The sequence below is a fragment of the Marinifilum sp. RC60d5 genome, assembly GCF_052400665.1.
In the GTDB taxonomy this organism is placed as follows: domain Bacteria; phylum Bacteroidota; class Bacteroidia; order Bacteroidales; family Marinifilaceae; genus JBQTGK01.
In genome coordinates this window covers 35,391-55,448 of sequence record NZ_JBQTGK010000004.1, presented here as the reverse complement: position 1 = coordinate 55,448, position 20,058 = coordinate 35,391, and the positions used below count along the sequence as shown (strand labels likewise).

The window sequence follows — 20,058 nt, the reverse complement described above, 5'->3', positions numbered from 1 at the left end:
TACACGGTTTAAATATACTTAATCAATTCTAAATTATACCACCAATAAAATTCGATTAATCAAATTTATCTGATTAGAGTTACATTTCCTTGCTTTTGGAATTGACCACCATCACTAAATGTTACTTTAAGGAAGTATACATAAGCATCCATATCAAGATTTTGTCCTTTGTAAGTACCATCCCAACCAACATTATAATTAGCCTGAAATACTTTATGTCCAAGTCTGTTATAAATAATCAAACTCATCTCTTTGATTTCTTCGGTATCTCCAAAAAGTTTTAACACCTTGTTATCTTCTTTATTTGAACCTGGAGAAAATGCAGTAGGTAAATCTACCGAGAATTGACTACCACCAAATAAGATATTAATCGTATCTCTGGCAGTACAACTATACTCGTTGGTAACTTCTACACGATACTCGCCAGTTTCACTAACCTCAATAATCTGTTCGATAGCACTTGGCTTAATATCAATATCTGAATCTACAAACCACATGTAAGTAGAACCAATATTTTCTGCGTCCAGCTCAACGGTTTCCCCATTGTTGAGAACTAAATCTTCACCTAAATCTACCTCAGGAGATGGATTAACTGTTAATTCGATACAATCGCCTTCGGTATTTCCATAAGGATCGGTTACTTCTACACAATATTTACCTGTTTGCGAAACAAAAATACCTTTTTCGGTAGATTCTGAAGGTATCCAACGGTAAGTTGCTTCCGATGCAAATTCACGATCTATACCTGGCTCCAGATAAATACTATCGCCTTCACAAATAGGACTAGGATCACCACCTAAATCAACGGTGAATTTATGACCCTCTTTCTTAATTACACTTATTTCGTCGGTACTGTAACATCCAAATTCATTTGTAACTAATACAGTATAAACATTCTCTTCGCTCACTGTAATAGTCTGACTATCTTCTCCTGTATTCCACTCATAAGATCCATTCAGACCTTCTTCGCCAGCATCAAGTGTGGCTGTTTCACCATCGTATAATACAAGATCATCGCCAAGATCAACAATAGGAAGAGGATGAACAGTAATTACAAGGGTATCGGTTTGCTTATTTTCTGCCTCGTCGCGAACAGTAACCCAATAAGTTCCCGACTCGCTAACAGTTAATGTTGAAGTAGCTGCACCATTAGACCACAGGTATGTATAATTTTGTGATAAAGAAGGATTTGGATTCAATACAAATTCATCGCCTTCACAAATATCCTGATCTTCGCCTAAATTAATCGCAAATACATCACTTAAGCTGCTCACTACAATTTCGTCGCTAGCCGAACAGCCATTGGCATTAGTTACAGTAACACTATAAGTACCACTTGTATTTACCTGTATTGTTTGTGTTGTTTCTGTAGTAGACCACAGATAATCCAAACCTGCATTTTGAGCATCGAGCGTTAGTATTTCGGCATCGGCCAGTTGATAATCCGGACCTAAATCGACAACAGGAGCTTCTAATAATGTAACATTTACTGATGCAGTAGATTGCTTACCTGAAATGGCATCGGTAACCGTAACCGAGAAAGTTCCATTTTCGCTAACCGTTAATGTTGGTTCTGTAGATCCATCGGACCATAGGAAAGAATAATCTCCATCTAAGTCCATAACTGGGGTTAAAGTACGACTTTCGCCAGCACAGAAACTTAAATCATCGCCTAAGCTAACAGAGAACGACTCCACAACTTTTACATTAGCAAATACTGTATCTCCCGCACAATCGAAATTATTACGCTCTATCAGTTTAACCTGATAATCGCCAGTAGTATTCCCCCATTGTACATCGAAACTTAACAGCTTATGAAAATCATCTGATTCCAAAACCGTACTTTCATTCATTACAACAGCTCCATCAGGAACAAAAATCTCATAATTCTCCTGGAACTCCACTCGTGCCGTATAGGCCTGAAGTGTTCCGGCCTGAATAACTGGTTCGTAATCGACAAATTCGGTAGTAGGTAATGCATAAACATTCACAAAAAGTGTTTGATTATCCAAATCTTCTTCAACTGGTATTCCACTTATTGTTTTGGCTTCTACCAAAAGAATCTCAGAAGTTTTTTGCTTACCCGATTCATTACGAATCTCGATTTCGAAATCGAAGGTATTTGTATATATTTCATCGGCACCCTCCGGCATAACGGCAGGGTCTCGATCTACCGAATATTTAAAGGTCCATGGTTTAGGTCCTTCGTAATTTACAGTCACACTAAGTTTACTATTAACATCATCGCCATTGTTCTGAGAACATACATAAGGCACTTCCAGCTCTTCAAAAACAGCTGTAGGTGTTGCCTCATCAACAACCACAAGCATAGTTAAAGCTTCGCCAAAACAGTAAGTCCCCAAATCCTCAGGATACACCTTCACCTCGTAGGTACCGGCATCGTTAAACTGATAATCGCCCGATTCGAAAGTATTCGATGGCAAATAAGCAACCTCTCCCTTAGTAGTATGTGTTACCGACCAATGGTATTTGTAAGCAGCATTCTCCTCTACTTTAAAATTTAATGTTGTTCCCTTAGCTACATACTGCTGCGCCACAGCCGCCAATCCTCCCATGAGGATTAGCAGTGCGGTAAGCAGTGTTTTATGTAGTAAGGTTTTAAACATTTATATTTTATTTCAGATTAAAATTTTATACCACCTGTAATTCTTGGTTTTGGTAATACTGTAATAGTTCTAGTATTGCTGGTAACATCGCCATCAACCAATACAGAAGCTCCATCATCAGTTGTTGCACTAACAAGTACCACTTTATAATCAACCGATGTTGTTCCATCATTTATAAAATGATTATCAACAGTAATTGTTGCTGAAGCAGGAAGATCAATTAACGGAATATCAGCTCCTAATTGTGTTCCATCTGGATTTAATATTTTATAAACTAAATCGTAAGGAGCCAGACCACCAGTAAATTCAACAGAGAATGAACTACTTCCTGCACTAGAACCACCACCATCGGTATATCCATCTAAATCGGAACAGGTTGTTGCATCATCAGCTGCTGCAAATAATACCGACGACTGACCTAAAACTTCTACCGTAATAGTTTCCGTCTCGGAAATACAGGATGTAGCCGTTTCTGTAGCAAAAACAGTAATGTTATATGTTCCTGCATTCTGATTCCAATCAATACTTATAGAGTTGCCTGTAACGGCACTAAGATCGGTATCAGAACCTGCAACATCAACAGCCCAGGTATAAGTATAGCCCGTAACTGCATCAACAGAATAATTATGGCTAGTTCCCAAAGTCACCTGCTGGTCGATCTGTGCACTAGCAAAGTGCACAAGACCAAAAGTTAAAGCGATTAATAAATATATTTTTTTCATATCTATTTAATTTTAGAATTCAATATCACTAATAGTTGGAAGACCAGTTGCAATCCAAGTATGAGTAACTGGTGTTGCAGTAAAGTCATTAGTAGCACCATTACCATCTTTCAACTGATATACATTAATAGCGAAAGATTGTGTTGCTTCTGGAGTAGTACTAACAAGTTGAGCTGCAGGAATAGTAATATAGTAAGTGCCAGGTACAGATCCTTCAGCCAAACTTACATTTAACCAATCTTTTGTTCCTCCATCAACGTCATATTCAATTTGAGCTTGCTTACCAGATACATGTACCAAATTAAGTCCGCTCAATGTAACATCGAAGCTAATATCTGCACCAGAAATATTAACCGCACAATCCTCGCTTGTTGCGCTTGCTGCAAAAGCAAAAGTCATATCATCAACAGCAGTTACTACAACTTTTAAAGTTTTATAATTGTAACAACTTGTTGTTGTATTTAACTGCTTTACACGCAAATAATAAGTACCTGCAACATTCCAGGTTAATGTTAGCTCTTTGGTTAAGTTAGTGGTACCTGTAAAAGTATATGCCGCTGCATCAGCAGTTGATGTACAATCCTCATTAGAAAAAACTTCCCAACTAATATCATCATCACCCGTAACTTTATAGGTATGAGCAATTCCTGTATAAATATTATGCGTTGCCGACATTAATTCTCCTTTTTGTGCAAAAGCAGTAATGCCTGATACTGCACAAATTAAAATTGCAAATAATATTCTTTTCATAGCTATAATTATTTAAGTCTGTTTAATATTCTATATCACTAATTATTGGTAAAGGATGAACATGCACCGTATGCGATCCAAATGATCCAATTGTACCCGTAGCTCCATCACTACTTATGGTTTCGATCATGAAAACAATATTTGTTTCTGTAGTTATTCCGGTCCATCCGGGGACAATCAATTTGTAATCATCTGTATCGCCATCTGCATCTAAATCCAATAAATCCGATTGATTAACTGTTAAGCTAACAGCAGGATTACTTCCCATTTTGTAAGCCAGATTAAAAGGAGCCAAGCCTTTTAATTCCACTCCAAGGAAGATTTCTCCATCATCAGAACAATAATCAGTTTCATCAGCCAGGAATCGAGCGGTTGCCTCTGCAACTTTATTCACTCTTACACCTGTATATTTACTTTGCAATGTAATTGGTTGCTGACAACCAAAGCTAGATATTTCATACGCATAAACATATCCATTTCCTGCTCCACCATTCCATTTCACAAACAAAGTTGATTTATTCCCTACCACACCATTAACTTGAACTGTTGCTCCATCTCCAGCCATAATTGTAGCAGAAGCATCGGTATAAAGAGTTCCTCCATTTACCACCCACACAAATTCGGATGGCAAAACCATATTCTTATCTCCTGTTACGGTATAAGAATGCACAGAGTTCTCTGATACATCAACCAAAGTCCACGAATCATCAGGTAAGGTTTGAGCATAAGCCTCCCATCCTGCTCCTGAAAGAGCAAGTATCAATAGAATGATATGTTGGAAGAATTTCTTCATTTATAGAAAGCTTATGCTTTTATGTTTTTAAAAATTAGTTTTGAACCATAGTATTTGTTTGAGGCAAGTGTCTCACATTAATTTTATGACTTGGATACTTATTATTAGGGGCATCATCAACTATTACTCCAGTAGCCTTAAATGCATCCGTAACACTTTCTAAAGTAATTGTATAGAAATCATCTATTGTAACATCTGCAACTGTTAATACTCCTCTGTTAATTGTATAGAAATAACGTCCAGCTTCAGCATCCGTTCCAACTTCAACATCTGCGGTTGCAAGTGTTAAAGTAAATGGAGAACCTGTAATGGCATCACCATCTTTATCGGTTACCGAATAATTAATAGTCATTGGATAATAGTTAGCAGCTTCAGCTCCTGAATTAGCTGGCAACTCAATTCGTACAGTTCCTTCATCACCCGAACAAATATCTGCTTGTGCTGCATCAGCCAACCATATTTCAAGTTGATCTGTTACAGAAATCTGGAAACCTCTAAATGGATTTGCCGAATTGTAACAACCAAAAGCTGTTTCCTCATAAACTGCCACATAACTTGTTGCATCTGCAGTACTCCACTTTACAAATACGGAAGATTCTTTAGATGCATCACCTAATAACGTATAAGTCAACGTTCCGTCTCCGTTATCAGTTAATCCTGCAGTTGTTGCCGGATCCAAAATTGCGGCTCCATCTGCATCTGTTACAAATACACCACCCTTAATTTTCCATACAAAAGTTGATGCTGAAGCTACTGTTGCATCTCCGGGAATCGTGTATTGACGAACCGAATTCAACGTAACATTTGCAGTTTGAGTAATACTTGAAGATCGATTAAATGTATCATAAGGATCTCCTGTTAATGTCTGCGCACTCACAACATTTGCCATTCCTATGAAGGCAATGCATAAAAAAACGATTTGGTAGAATTTTGTTTTCATGATCTTAAATTTTATTTATTTGACTTATCTATTTTTTGATTTTTCTGATTTCTATTTCTATTGCTGAACCATAACTCCTGTTTGTGGCAGTTGATGTATGGTTCTTGTATGTGTTCCCTTACCGGAAACTATATTGAATGGCGTATTAAAGCCATCTTTTGCCCAATTAATACGAATTGTGTACTCTTTGGTTTTATCCAATTCCTCCACAATTCCTTCTGCAGAGAGATCTACCTCTCCGTCTGCACCTACTTCCAAGTAGGTAAATGTTTTGGTGTATGAATCAACTTCTACACCTTCCAGTAAAACTGTGTAATTTACAGTAACTTCATAATTATTTTCTGCTAATGCATTTGTTGCATTTGCCTGTAATTTAATTGGTAGTAATGTTTCATTGTTTCCATCATAACAGTCGCTTGACTCAACTTCTGCAAACTCCATTTGAAGTAGATTATCATCTACTTGAATCGCATAAGCCCTTCTCGTAGAACATCCTCCCAATCCTCCATTGAATTCCTCAACGATTAAATAATATTTCCCAGGTTTCTCCCAAGTAATATTAACATTTGCTGCATCATCAATTCCATCTTTAAATGTAAATTCATCTGCTGCTGCAAGATTTGCATCTTTTGTATCTGCAAAATCAGCTACTTTGTAAATTTTCCATTCACAAGTATTACCCGCATGCAAGGATAAACTTGCCGTATGAGTACTCCCAACCAAAAACACAGCATCCTGTGCACTCGCTGATGCAAGCACAAACACACCAAACAGGAGTGTAAGCAGAATTCTATGGATGAGAGATTTTTTCAATTATTTGTGTTTAAATTTTACTCTTTATTAGTAATTAGGCTTTTGAATACCTTCCCGGCTGCGCCGGGAAGGTATTTTTTTAGCCTTATGATACTTCACTAATTAACTGAGATATCTGTTGTTTTCGGAGAAGGTAAGATAACAATTGCATCTTTAGCCTTATTATTATCAGCTGTACCTGTTTCATTAACATCTCCAGTATTAGTATTAATAGATACTGCTGAAGCTGTCAAGTTCAAGTTAATTGAATTACTAGCAATAGGACCAGGAGTATTAGCTACCTCTACTTTTAATACAATAGATGAAGTACCTAGTGCTACGTTGACATCAGTAGCTCCAACTGTTGCATCTGTTGAAGTTACAGTTCCAGCAGTTGCAACATAATCAAATTTCCAACTTCCTTCAGTCCAAGCAACACCACCAGCAGTCATAGAAACCTTAAAGTAGCGTACAGAACTTCCAAAATCGTTCGATCCACGTGTAATAATTTTACCACTCATATCATTACAAGTTGAAAGAGGAGTTAAATCTGGTGATGCAACTGCATAATCTACTAAAGGATTACCTGCAGCATCACAAGCCTCAACCAATAGATCAACATCACCACTATTAACTTTAACACTAATTTGACGAAGAGTTGTACAAGCTCCACTTGCATTCTGCTCAGTAACCTGAACCAAGTAATCTCCTGCTACCAACCATTGAATCTCAACTTCATTTAAATTTTCTGCAGAAGAACCTGTAACAAATGAATAAGAAGTAGAAGCGGCATCAGCTGTTCCTGCTGCATTCAAAACAGTCCAAGTATACAAATTACCATCATGTTCAGTCAAATGCGAACCATCAGTTTCCAAATTTACTTTAAAAGTATGTATCGAAAATAAATTGTGCGTTGCATCCTGTGCAAAAGCACTTAAACTAACAATAGAGAAAGCCAGTGCTAATGTTAAGTTTAATAGTTTTTTCATAAGGCTTTAATTTTATAGTATTTATTATTTGTTTGATTTAGTTAACAACAACAATTGGCGTAGTAGCTGGTACAGCATTAATAGTATACGAAACAACATTACTGTCAGCAATATTTGTAGCAGATTCAGATGTGCCAGAGCCATCTTTTGCATCAGAAACTGTAAGTTCCATTACAACATTCGGGTCTTGTCCGTTATTATCTGCTTGCTTATTTGTATTGTAAGTAACTGTAATTGTTGCAACATTACTTTCCGATGCTCCTACTGCTACTCCGGCAACAGTATATACGCCAGATGCCTCTGACGCTCCTGTAACTGAAACTGAGTATCCATCAAAAGTATTCGCTCCAGTTAATCCTAACTTGAAGGTCCAGTCTTTAGTAAGGTCGCCACCTTCCATTTTTACGTTAAATACTCTACTGGTTTGTCCAAAAACATCATTACTATTAGAATTATCATTTCCTACATCAGCTACAGGATTGGATATACCTGCACAACCATTAGCATTACCAACAATTGAAGCAATAACATTAAAATTGTTAGGTTTAACAGAAACTGCAAATTGACGAACAGTAGGACAAGCATCACCTGAACTTCTCGATTCCGTTAATTTTAAAGTATAATCTCCTACTTTATTCCATGTTACGATTACAGTTTCTTCATCTGCGTCTACCAGAGTATAATCACTAGCATCAGTTGCCCCTTCAACAGTCCAGGCAAGTGTGGTTGTCAAAGTAGCACTTCTAGTCACCTTGTAAGAATGAGTAGAACCTTCAAACGGCTCCGCCCCAGTATTCTGCGCCTGCACTCCTATTCCTGCAAACACAAACATCATCATAAGTAATAATTGTAGCTTTTTCATATTATTTAAATATTTATCAGTTTATTTATTTAGTCTTTAATTATCCGGAAAAATAGAACTCGGATTTGGTCTCTCATATATTGTTATTGTTTCACTCTTTTCAGTTAAGGCCGAACACCCATTAGCATTCTCATAATTTACACTAACAGTTCCAGTCCCTGCTGTTTTCCATTTCACAGTAATTTCATTGGTTCCATCACCTGCCTCTATTGTTCCTCCAGTAACAGTCCAATTATAATTACTCATGCCTGTTTCTGTAAAATAAATTTCAGTATTTATTAAATCTGGATCTAATGGCGTTTCCGGATCTTCAGCACATACACTCAAAGCACCAGAAATTGTAGGTGTTGGCAAGTCATGAACCGTTACAATCACTTCATCACTTACTTTCTCACAAGAGTTATTATCTGTTACTTTCACTGTAATTTTATCTCCATTAACAAAAACACTTGATGTTAATTTGTTGTCATTAATTTGATAGTCTGCACCATTAGCTATAGGAGTAGTACTTCCATTTAAGTAAAACTCGTAAATATAAGCTGCAGTTCCTCCCGAACCTTTTGCTGTAATTTCTACTGGCTCTCCTTCACAAATCGTTTCATTATCAGCAGCAATACTTACATTTAATACTGTTGGTTGATTTATTGTAATATCATCCTGCGCAACACATCCATTACCATCCTTCACATACAAAGTATGAGTTCCCGCTGGCAAACTAAATAAATTAGAAGCTTGATAATTCGTTCCATCCTTACTATAGGTATATGAATCATCACCACCTCCAGCGGTAATTGTTACATCGGCATTACCTCCATTACACAAAATTGAATTTGTTTCTGATAAACTAATGGTTACAACTGGTAAAACGGTAATATCAAAACTACAAGTTGCAGTATTACCCGAACCATCTTTTGCTGTATAAGTCACAGTCGTTGTTCCAACAGGAAATACATCTCCCGGGTTATGTGTACTTTTAAGAGTTACCGAACAATTATCAGTTGCTGTTGGAGCTATCCATGTTACTGTATTAGCGCATGCACCAACTGTTATATTTGCAGGGCAATTTGAAATTACTGGGTCTTCATTATCTTGTACAGTTACTGTGGCAGTACATGTTGAAACATTGCTACTATTATCGGTTACTGTCAATGTAACTGTATTGCCTCCTACATTATCACAACTAAATGTGTTGGGACTTACACTCCTACCTTTAATACCACAATTATCAGTAGATCCATTATCTACATCGTCGGCTGTAATGCTAGCATTTCCATCTGCATCCAATTGAATTGTGATATCTTTACAAATTGCTGTCGGTGCTATATTATCTACAACAGACACATTTGCAGTACATGTAGATGTATTCCCAGAATTATCGACTACTGTCAGTTCAACGGTATTAGGTGATGATAATGATGAAGGTATCGTTTGATGAGAAATACCATTACCCTCAATTTCTATGGAAACATCAGTACAACCCAAAATCTCAGGTGTGATTGTTGCGCAATCAGCAACATCCCTATGAGGATTTGCTGTAGTCATTACAGTTCCAACTCCTTCCGTGTTCGGTAAATCAAAAAATAAAGATTTATCATCACATTTTAAAGTTCCCTGTAACGTACTCAAACTGGTGGGAATTTTTGAACCTGAGAAGCTTATATCGTACCCAAGTTCTACATTGTAATTATAACCCCAATCACAGGTAGTACTAGAAGGAACAACAGAAATAGGCCACACATTGATACTTACAGAATAATCATATTTTTTATAATTATCATGATCATCTGTTGAAGGGACAAGCAAACTCGAAGAAATATCATCACAATCAAAATCTGTCTTCGATAATGACATTGATGCTATACCACAATTATCGCTTGAGCCATTATCTATTTGTGCTGCGGTAATCCTAGCTTGGCCATTAGCGTCTAACTCAACTGTAATATTCTGACAGTTTGCAATTGGTGGTGTCGTATCAGCCTCCTCAACAATAAGCTTAGTTGTAGTAACGAAACTACCTCTTACTACATAAAGAACATTATCACTACCATCAACTACTACATAGCGAGAATCTACATTATAGGCTGTACCAGAAGCAGTAACACCAGTAAACTCATTAGAAAATTGATAATCACGAATAATATTTGTTCCTTTACGTAAACGATATTGATACCTCACAATAGTAGGGAGAGACGAAGCACTGGGAGTCATACTTACCGTAAGAATTGATTTATCAGTCGAACAAGCTGCAATTGAAGTAGAAGAGACTGAAATAGCAGGAATAGCTAACAAATGTACCTTTAATGATTTTCGTTCAGAAACACAAGAGCCCAATTTTGACGTCTCTTCTAATTGTAGCGTATATGTTTTATCCTTCACATAATTAGTAGACTCCCATTTGTAAGTAAAACTTCCAAGAACATATTCACCAGCAGTACCAGAAGGTAGGGTAATATTATCTATAGCTTCCGTTTCAGACTTCTCTTTAACATACCAATCAATTCTAGATTCATGGAAACCAAAAACAGAGTAATCCCCTATCGCATCAATACAGATATATTGATCTGTTGGTTCAGGTGTAGTTAAGGTTTGAGCCAATGCAGAATGCCCGAACAAAATGCTCAGGCTAAACAGGATTAAAAATTTACTGTGTAAAAGTATCTTCAAAAGCTCGGTTTTAATGTGTTATCCGAATTATTCACCATAAAAAAACATAAAATTTCTCGAAATATAAACAACTATACGCAGAATGTTAAAAAGTGTTTAGATATTTTTTACTTATTCTAACCCAAAATATCAAGCTCCTCTTCCAATTCGAATGGTTAATCATTACTAAACAAACCTACATCTACAATAAACGTTATTTTATCAACAATAGAATATTACCTATCTATATTTTTATATATTTAATCAAGCTGTATTTTTATAAAATATAAATAAAAAATCAGCTTTTATTTCTTTGTTTTGCAAAGATATTCATCAGAAATAAAAATGAAGCGCATTTTTACTTTTTAATGATTATATGTTTGATATATTTTACCAATACCTGTTTAATTAGTATTAAACTTTTACTAAAGCTAGTTATATAAGCCTATAATTAGTAAACACCTTTACTTATATTACACGCCTCGTTCCTATATCTATTCTGTAAAAAATATGCCTTTGGGTTTTGGCTGAGCTGTAACATTATACGTTTTAGTATCACTACAAGTCTTTGCATCCGTAACTTTAATTGTATAAGTATCCACACCTAAAGTCGTTGCATCGGGAGAATTCAAACCTGAATCATGACTCCATTCATAATTATAAAATGGAGCTTCCATATTCGGAGTACCTCCTGTTGCTTCGATATGTATTTCTCCATTGTTTCCATCAGCACAAAGATTGCTTGTTGCATCAAGCAAAGAGATGGATGGATTAGGAAAAACTTTAACACCACTAATACTTTGGCTTGCTGAACAAGAATTATCTGAAGTAACTGTAAAATTAATTGTCCGAGAGGCTAAAACAGTCGAAACAGGTTGAATTGTAGCACTCAACCCAACAGAAGAACCATTAATTTCGTTATTTGGAGTCCATTTATAAGTAGGATTAATACCATTACTAATACTAGCTGTTAGAATAATTTCTTGTCCACTACACACTTCTAATCTATTAGCATCTAAACCATTAATAACAGGAGTTGGCTTTACTGTAACCTCAACATCATCAGAAGAACTACAAAGATCAGAAACCCCATCAGACACTGTTAAAGTGTAAACATAAATATCAGCAGGTAAATCAGGTGAAATACTGGGTGTAGGAGATGTTACATCCATACCATCGAGTCCAACAGCCTTATTACAGGTCCATAAATAATCAATTCCACCAGTTCCATTTAAAGTTTTAGTATCTTTCTGACACATATCAAAATCAACACCTGCATTAGCATCCAAATCGGTAGCTTTTGGTATATCTATCGTAATATCTTCAGAACTACAAGAAAACTTATCTTTTATTGTAACTATATGCTCGCCCACAGTATAAGTTCCCTGAAACTTATTCTCTTCCTGAAAGCTTCGACCATCCAAAGAATATAAATAATTAGTCGATACCAAACCTTCTGCCAATTGAATAATTATAGTAGAAACCGGATCTCCTCCATTACACCTTACATTTGAGATTGCTTCCGCTTCTATTTGTGCAACATCTATTATATCAATATGTTTCTTGTAATAATCATCATCGTCGGCACTACAAGGACAGCCCTTTAATACCTCAAATAGAATATCTTTTGAGCCAGTAACCTCATCGCTAGCCATATAATATATCTTAATTTCTGTTTCTCCTGCAGCGAAAGTAACTTCCTCTGGGAACTTACCTAATTTTGTTCCATACTCATCTACCTCATAATAATCCACACCATTTTCAGCTGAACCACCAATTGAAACATGAAAAGAATATTCCTTATCAATTTCCTCTTTTCTGGTAAAACTAATGTAACTCTTATCGCAACCTCTATACATGATCTCTTTATCACCTTCTATTCCATCAATTTTATTCTCAACGGTTACTTCGTTGGATTTAAAACTTTTGGCTTCGAGGAATACGGCGGAATTATACTCTTTATCATTCCTGTCATAAACAATTAATTTGATATGATAGGTCTCACAGGAAGTAACATCTGCCCTAGCAGTTAAAATCTTGGTACGACCGTCAAAAGCTATTGAATGACCACCAATTTCCTCTACGTAAAACTCTGAATTATCAGGACAATCTTCACATTGATTTTTATAAACATTATTAATACTTACCTGATCACCAGATTCAGTTAAAGCGATATTCTTTCCGGAAAGTCCAGGATCATTACCTATACCCGGGCCACTCAGAATAAATGCAAATCCATCATTAAAATCAGAACATGCATAACCATTATACTCTTCAGATGCAAAAATATAATTAAACTCTAGTTTATTACCTGCTGGCACAAAATCAAACTCTAATATCTGTGCATCGTTATATTCTCTAATCCAATACTTAAGATAAAACGGCCATCCACTATTCCGCAGTTCAGTCCCTGCTAAAGCCATTAAATCAGAATCTAGATTTTTAGTATTAAAATCAAAACCACTATTATAATCACTCACCCTTCGGCTAGCTGGACCTATTGCGTTTTCAACCTTTCCTGTAGACAATATTACTCCTGAAGACAGTGGAAAATCAGAATCACCTTGCTCAAAATACCCAATTCCGTTTGTCTGGTCACCTGTATATGTAACATTATTTGCAATTAAACAACCAGTCACCAATACATTTTGCACTAAATCATTGGCAGAAGTACCAATGCTCGCATCTTGGTTATTAATATTAATGGAAGCGGTTGAAGGCAAATCATCATCAACAATTGTAATAGTTTGTTCTTGTGTTCCACTTGCTGTACCGTTAGTTACCAAACTAATTTCAACAGTCACATCTCTATCTCCATCATTTATATCATTATTTACAGCGGTAAAACCAGTATATGCTGATGTGGATCCTGCCGGAATTACAATTTGATTCGCTGCAGAATAATCGGAAGAGCTTCCTCCTGAATAAGCTAAATTAACGATAATATCATCGGTATAAGCAGAAGGAATGGATGCTGTAATATTTGTACTTCCACCATTTTCATTGATAAAATTTGAACCAACGCTTAGGCTTACAGACGGATCAGCTGACTCAACCGTAACCCCAACATTGATAGTATTAGAATTCCCACTCGCATCTTTAACTGTAAGCACTACTGTATTTTCTCCTATATCAGAGCTTGAAAAATTTGATTTACTTAGTTTTTGAGAAACCACACCACAGTTATCTATAAAGCCTGGATCTACATCGGCAGCAGCAAGTGTTGCATTACCAGAATCATCCAGTTTTAATGTTGTCTCGACAATAGTATTGTTCAAAATAGACGATTTAGAAAACACATCTTTAGCTATTCCTGCATCAGATGACTCCCATTCCAATTCAATAACAGCTCCACCTCCTTTTTCATAATATTCAAGTAGAATTGTATGTTCTCCTTTACTCAAGCCTACTGTACCTGAATCAGATTCTGGAGCATGATCGTCCCAGTTCTGAATCACATAAGAGCCATCAATAGATAAACGTACACCATCATCGGAGTTGGTATAAAATGTATAGTCTCCAGCTACAGGAACAACAAAACTACCGCTATATTTGATAGAAAATTCATCATTCCCGACAAGACCTGTATTTGGAGATCCATTTCCCCAGTTTGTATGAATCTCATCTACCGCTTCCGAATACTTTAAATCACTCATACTCATCCCATCGTGATATTCTGCATTCAGATTCAATAAAGAAGGAGCTACATTGTCTTCTACGGTAACATTCGCTGTACAAGTGGATTCATTTCCATCTTCATCTTCTACCGTAAGAGTAACTGTTTGTGATCCGAGATCATCACAATCAAAATTTGTCTTATCTATACTTAATATCAAATCAGCATCAGCAGTTTCCCCATCACTACTGCTATTGTTAATATCAGCAGCTGATACACTTGCATTTCCTGAGGCATCGAGTTGGACTGTAAGATCTTTGCAATTTGCTATTGGTGGGTTTCCAACAATTGAAATAACATTTAAGGTATAATCTTCAACTTCTCCATCAAAATCGTCTTCACACACACCTGGATAAGAATTATATTTTGCCGAAACTCTCATCCTCGTCTCTCCCAAAGAAGCTGCTGAAGGAACTGTTATAGAATATGGTGACTCGCTAGTAGCACCATCAGAAGTGTTACTCCTACCTCCCAAATCAAATTCCTCATTAGAATCTGCAAAGTCACCATCCTGATTCCAATCTATCCAAGCTCTTGCTTTTACCCGATAGTTACCATCAGTATTCACATTAACAGTTAAATTATACGAACTCCCAATAGAAACATCTGTAAAAATAGAAGTATAGTCCGTATACCCCGAGCCCATACTACTAGAGTTATTTATTGTGTTAAAATCTACCAACGTTACTCCAGTATCGAAATCGACATTTCCAGACGATTCACAATAATCACCACCACTACTCCCACTCACTACTTCAACATTAGCAGTCCAACCTGTTTTCGTTTTGTTACTATTTGAACTAAATCGAAATGTTATAGAATTACTTGATGAAGAAATCTCTCCCGGACTAGCATTATGATTATAAGTCCCAATTAGAGTAGCACTTGTATCATCTCCATCATAGATGTCTAGATAATCTCCATTCTTCCGCAATTGAAAAATAGTAAAAGTAACTCTTATTGTTGTTCCTAGTGCAGATTTTAAAGTGATAATCCCATCTTCTCCATCCTCATAATTAGAACTAGCCCCTCCACTATCATAAAAATTTTCTCCTCCTGTTACTAGTTTATTTGTGTGTCCAGAAATAGGCATATTAATCTGCCCCAAGAGAGAACCACTCAGTGAAAGAAAGAAAACGAGTAAAAAAAATTGTATGTAGAAATGTTTCGTCAATAGTTAATTTTTAGTGTATATATTGGTAACAATTGGTTAAAGTAGTTTAATTTTCTCTAAAATATAACAACTATACGCAAAGTATTAAAAAGTGTTTAGCTTTTTCTTGTTTAATTAAAAATAAGCCTATTAAAATAAGTTAATTCTCCAAGGTAAAATCACACAAAACAAGCCTTTCATCCTAGAAATAATCTGTTTCATCTAATAAAACATTCACCTTGTCGAATTTTATCGAAAGCCTACTCCTCAACTGCAATACTTTTTATCTTGCTACAACCGAACCAACAAACACAGATTGTGATAAATAGGCATAATTTCGACAAATATATCCAAGGAAATCCAAAAATGAAAGTGTTAAATATTATTAATTTGTGATTTTACATCCTTTTTATCTTGACTAGGGTAAACAGGGCAAAAATTAGGATTAAAAACTCACAAAAAGCCTGCAATTGGAAGGCTTCAAACCAAAAACAAGAACAATTACCGCTAATACAGAAGGATTAATTATGCAAAATCCTCACCGTCGGGGTAAAATATAGAGAATTTGGGGTGTGAAATAACTCGCTCGGGCAAAAACGGGCCAGGCTCGCTGTATTTTAGTCCTAATAAGGTATAAATTACCCTTCGCAAGGGATGAAAGACAGCCAATTAGGTATGTTTTATACCGACTTAGGGGTAAAAAAGGTCGAGCGAGGGGTGTTTTACCCCTAAATTGATAAAAAAAGCAATCCACAAATGGACTAAAAAAAACATCCACAAATGGACACTAATGAGACACAAATCCACTCAAAGGGGTTTGAAGTTTAATTATTCCTTTTAACCACAAAGGAGAATGAAGATCAAAAAAAGCAATCCACAAATGGACTAAAAAAAAACATCCACAAATGGACGCAAAGGAGACACAAATCCACTCAAAGGGGTTTGAAGTTTAATTATTCTTTTTAACCACAAAGGAAAACCAAGATCAAAAAAAACTATCCACAAATGGACTAAAAAAAAACATCCACAAATGGACGCAAAGGAGACACAAATCCACTCAAAGGGCTTTAAAAATTAACCACAAAGGAAAACCAAAATCAAAAAAAAAACAATCCACAAATGGACTAAAAAAAACATCCACAAATGGACGCAAAGGAGACACAAATAAACACAAAGGGCTTTAAAAATTAACCACAGAGGAAAACCAAGATCAAAAAAACTATCCACAAATGGACTAAAAAAAAACATCCACAAATGGACGCAAAGGAGACACAAATCCACTCAAAGGGCTTTAAAAATTAACCACAAAGGAAAACCAAGATCAAAAAAAGCAATCCACATATGGACTAAAAAAAAACATCCACAAATGGACGCAAAGGAGACACAAATAAACACAAAGGACTTTGAAAATTAACCACAGAGGAGAATGAAGATCAAAAAAAACAATCCACAAATGGACTCCAAAAAAAAAACATCCACAAATGGACACTAATGAGACACAAATCCACTCAAAGGGGTTTAAAAATTAACCACAGAGGAGAATGAAGATCAAGAAAAAACAATCCACAAATGGACTCCAAAAAAAACATCCACAAAGGAAAACGAAGATCAAAAAAAAACATCCACAAATGGACGCAAATAGAACACAAATGAAAACCAAAGAATATTTGTGTGTATTTGTGTTAATCTGTGGATAAAAAAATAGAAAACTTCCAGAACACAAACTGACACAAATGAATCCAGGAAAACTTTTGAGTCCATTTGTGGATACATTTATTTGCGTCTATTTGTGGATCTCGTTATTTGTGGACATTTCTTTGCGAGGATCTGCAGATAAGATTTCAAACGAAAAAATGGCGAATAACTTTGCATTATCCGCCATTCGACCTCTTCTCCCCATGTTAATAAATAATATTACTCTTCTACAGGATTAGCATCCTCTTTTTTCTTTGCGTTGGCAAAGTGATGTTTCAAATCATCGTATAGAGCCTTGGCTCCAGGCACACCATCTTTTGCAGCCTGCTTCAGATAGTTGTAGAAACTCAACATAGAAGAATATGCCTCACTACCGCTTAAAGCAACAGTATCGTTCAATAAGCTTAGCAGATATTCCAATTCTGTACTAATGTTATTCAGAAGTTTCCATGCCTGCACATCTACTTTTACCTCATCCAGCTTAAGATAAGGAGGCACCAGGTCAGGATTACCTTCCGCACTATTTACTGCCTGCTCAACAAAAGTCATTAATCGGTCACCAATCATGGCCAGATTCTTTTTCTGATCGGCAGGTAAAGCCACCAATAATGGTTCTAATTCGGTTTTTAAACCATTCAGGTTTGTTGTGATAGCCTCTTGTTTTGTACTATCAATCTCTAAATTAATTCTATTTTCTATAGTCATTCTATAAAATTTTAGTAGGATTGAAGAGGTAGTATTACTAAGATCGATTCTCCTGGAATTAATCCGTTTAAATTTAACAAAAATAATAGCAATATCTCACACAACAAATTCAGAAAACCATACAAACCAAACAAAGTCAGTAAGATAATCATCGAATTAGCTAAGTTTTTTATCGAGACATAATATTCACTGACAAATACTACTGAAAAACAACTCTCACCTCAGGAACAAGAGTCTCAAGAAAACATCTTAAAACTTTCACATCTATAAATAGTGAATTTCTCAGGAAGCATTCTATTTTTGCAATATTCGAAAAATATCATTTCTAAAACCATGAGCAACTACCAACACATCTTCTTCGATCTGGATCGTACCCTTTGGGATTTCAATGCCAATTCTGAAATTACTCTGGAGCAATTGTATCGCGATTATCAGCTGCAGGCAACATTTGGGAGTTTCGTATTTTTCAAATCCCGATTCGAATATCACAATACAAAATTATGGAATGCCTATTATCAGGACAGAATTAAAAAAGAAGATTTAATGTATAGGAGGTTTTATTTAACTCTAAAAGAATCGGGACTCGACGATCTGGAAATGGCAAAAGAATTGGGACAAGATTTTATCGAAATCAGTCCACTGCAAACCAAAACTTTTCCGCATGCACATGAAACACTGCAATATTTACAAGATAAAGGCTACCATCTGCACATTATTACCAATGGATTTAACGAAGTACAAGACAAAAAACTAAGAAATTGCAATCTTCATTCGTACTTCACAAAAATAATTACCTCGGAAGATGCCGGCGCAAATAAACCATCGCCAAAAATATTTGAATATGCATTGAAAGTGTCTGGTGCAAATAAAGAAAACAGCATTATGATTGGTGATGATTTAAAAACAGATATTGCAGGCGCGAAAAAATACAACATAAAACAAATCTATTTTAATAGTAACAAAAAGCGGCATAATGAAAATCCCACTTTCGAAGTTTCAACTTTAAAAGAAATTCAGTTTATCCTTTAAAAACCGATTTAACTACAATTCGTAAGCTCCACCGAATGTTCTACAACAGTTTGTAACATTTTTTAACACTTTTAAGATTATCTGTTAACATTCTTCCATTATTTTTGTACTGGTAATAAGATACAATTAGGTTCGCAAAGCCAATTGTATCGGTCAACATCTTTATAAGCTTGTATTAACTTTCATAAAAATTCTAAGGGGTTAGTGAAGTTACTTGGGTAAAGATCAAAAAATGGTTAATAAAATATTGAGTTAGACCATACAAGTGGTGTTGATTCGGAGGCTGCGTTTAGGGGACGCAGCCTTTTTTTTTGTCCGCAAAAAAAAGGATCCACAAATGGACGCGAATAAAAACACTTCCGCAAATTGAGAAAATAATTATCCGCAAAAAAAAAGGATCCACAAATGGACGCGAATGAGGCACAAATGATCGCAAATAAAAATACTTCCGCAAATTGAGAAAATATTTATCCGCATAAAAAAAAGAATCCACAAATGGACGCGAATGAGGCACAAATGGAACACAAATGAATCTCATTAATATTTAAATGGATCTGTGGGGAAAAAATATTTATCCACAAAAAAAAGGAATCCACAAATGGATGCGAATGAGGCACAAATGATCGCAAATAAAAATACTTCCGCAAATTGAGAAAATATTTATCCGCATAAAAAAAAGAAT

General features: G+C 35.7%; 12 protein-coding genes. 1 reads left to right on the top strand and 11 read right to left on the bottom strand.

The window, feature by feature from the left end; translation table 11 throughout:
• Positions 1-65: 65 nt before the first annotated feature.
• From ACT3CE_RS10455 to ACT3CE_RS10405, 11 genes are all read right to left on the bottom strand, one after another.
• Complete coding sequence (locus ACT3CE_RS10455; RefSeq protein WP_444709725.1) at positions 66-2,627, bottom strand: T9SS type B sorting domain-containing protein; 2,562 nt, start codon at positions 2,625-2,627, stop codon at positions 66-68.
• A 17-nt stretch (positions 2,628-2,644) separates the two neighbouring features.
• The gene (locus tag ACT3CE_RS10450; protein WP_444709724.1) at positions 2,645-3,349 is read right to left on the bottom strand and encodes a hypothetical protein; all 705 of its coding nucleotides are present in this window, start codon (positions 3,347-3,349) and stop codon (positions 2,645-2,647) included.
• A 12-nt stretch (positions 3,350-3,361) separates the two neighbouring features.
• Entirely contained in the window at positions 3,362-4,099 is a 738-nt protein-coding gene (locus ACT3CE_RS10445) for a hypothetical protein (RefSeq protein ID WP_444709723.1), read from the bottom strand.
• A gap of 22 nt (positions 4,100-4,121) precedes the next feature.
• Complete coding sequence (locus ACT3CE_RS10440; protein ID WP_444709722.1) at positions 4,122-4,892, bottom strand: hypothetical protein; 771 nt, start codon at positions 4,890-4,892, stop codon at positions 4,122-4,124.
• A gap of 34 nt (positions 4,893-4,926) precedes the next feature.
• The gene (locus ACT3CE_RS10435) at positions 4,927-5,832 is read right to left on the bottom strand and encodes a hypothetical protein (protein WP_444709721.1); all 906 of its coding nucleotides are present in this window, start codon (positions 5,830-5,832) and stop codon (positions 4,927-4,929) included.
• 57 nt (positions 5,833-5,889) lie between these two features.
• On the bottom strand, positions 5,890-6,645 hold the full coding sequence (locus ACT3CE_RS10430; RefSeq protein ID WP_444709720.1) for a hypothetical protein: 756 nt from the start codon (positions 6,643-6,645) through the stop codon (positions 5,890-5,892).
• Between the two features lie 98 nt (positions 6,646-6,743).
• Entirely contained in the window at positions 6,744-7,613 is an 870-nt protein-coding gene (locus tag ACT3CE_RS10425) for a hypothetical protein (protein ID WP_444709719.1), read from the bottom strand.
• Positions 7,614-7,650: 37 nt separating this feature from the next.
• A complete protein-coding gene (locus ACT3CE_RS10420; protein WP_444709718.1) occupies positions 7,651-8,475 on the bottom strand; it encodes a hypothetical protein in 825 nt (274 codons plus the stop codon).
• Positions 8,476-8,511: 36 nt separating this feature from the next.
• Entirely contained in the window at positions 8,512-11,139 is a 2,628-nt protein-coding gene (locus ACT3CE_RS10415; RefSeq protein ID WP_444709717.1) for an HYR domain-containing protein, read from the bottom strand.
• Positions 11,140-11,612: 473 nt separating this feature from the next.
• Positions 11,613-15,887 carry a choice-of-anchor L domain-containing protein gene (locus ACT3CE_RS10410; RefSeq protein WP_444709716.1) on the bottom strand — a complete coding sequence of 1,425 codons (4,275 nt, stop codon included), beginning with the start codon at positions 15,885-15,887 and terminating at the stop codon, positions 11,613-11,615.
• Between the two features lie 1,974 nt (positions 15,888-17,861).
• On the bottom strand, positions 17,862-18,347 hold the full coding sequence (locus tag ACT3CE_RS10405; RefSeq protein WP_444709715.1) for a hypothetical protein: 486 nt from the start codon (positions 18,345-18,347) through the stop codon (positions 17,862-17,864).
• A 333-nt stretch (positions 18,348-18,680) separates the two neighbouring features.
• Here ACT3CE_RS10405 and ACT3CE_RS10400 point away from each other — a divergent pair, with 333 nt between their 5' ends.
• A complete protein-coding gene (locus ACT3CE_RS10400; RefSeq protein WP_444709714.1) occupies positions 18,681-19,376 on the top strand; it encodes a YjjG family noncanonical pyrimidine nucleotidase in 696 nt (231 codons plus the stop codon).
• Positions 19,377-20,058: the final 682 nt, after the last annotated feature.

Coding starts and splice junctions, on each gene's coding strand:
- ACT3CE_RS10455 (WP_444709725.1), bottom strand. CDS start 2,627: ATGTTTAAAACCTTACTACATAAAACACTGCTTACCGCACTGCTAATC.
- ACT3CE_RS10450 (WP_444709724.1), bottom strand. CDS start 3,349: ATGAAAAAAATATATTTATTAATCGCTTTAACTTTTGGTCTTGTGCAC.
- ACT3CE_RS10445 (WP_444709723.1), bottom strand. CDS start 4,099: ATGAAAAGAATATTATTTGCAATTTTAATTTGTGCAGTATCAGGCATT.
- ACT3CE_RS10440 (WP_444709722.1), bottom strand. CDS start 4,892: ATGAAGAAATTCTTCCAACATATCATTCTATTGATACTTGCTCTTTCA.
- ACT3CE_RS10435 (WP_444709721.1), bottom strand. CDS start 5,832: ATGAAAACAAAATTCTACCAAATCGTTTTTTTATGCATTGCCTTCATA.
- ACT3CE_RS10425 (WP_444709719.1), bottom strand. CDS start 7,613: ATGAAAAAACTATTAAACTTAACATTAGCACTGGCTTTCTCTATTGTT.
- ACT3CE_RS10420 (WP_444709718.1), bottom strand. CDS start 8,475: ATGAAAAAGCTACAATTATTACTTATGATGATGTTTGTGTTTGCAGGA.
- ACT3CE_RS10410 (WP_444709716.1), bottom strand. CDS start 15,887: ATGCCTATTTCTGGACACACAAATAAACTAGTAACAGGAGGAGAAAAT.
- ACT3CE_RS10405 (WP_444709715.1), bottom strand. CDS start 18,347: ATGACTATAGAAAATAGAATTAATTTAGAGATTGATAGTACAAAACAA.
- ACT3CE_RS10400 (WP_444709714.1), top strand. CDS start 18,681: ATGAGCAACTACCAACACATCTTCTTCGATCTGGATCGTACCCTTTGG.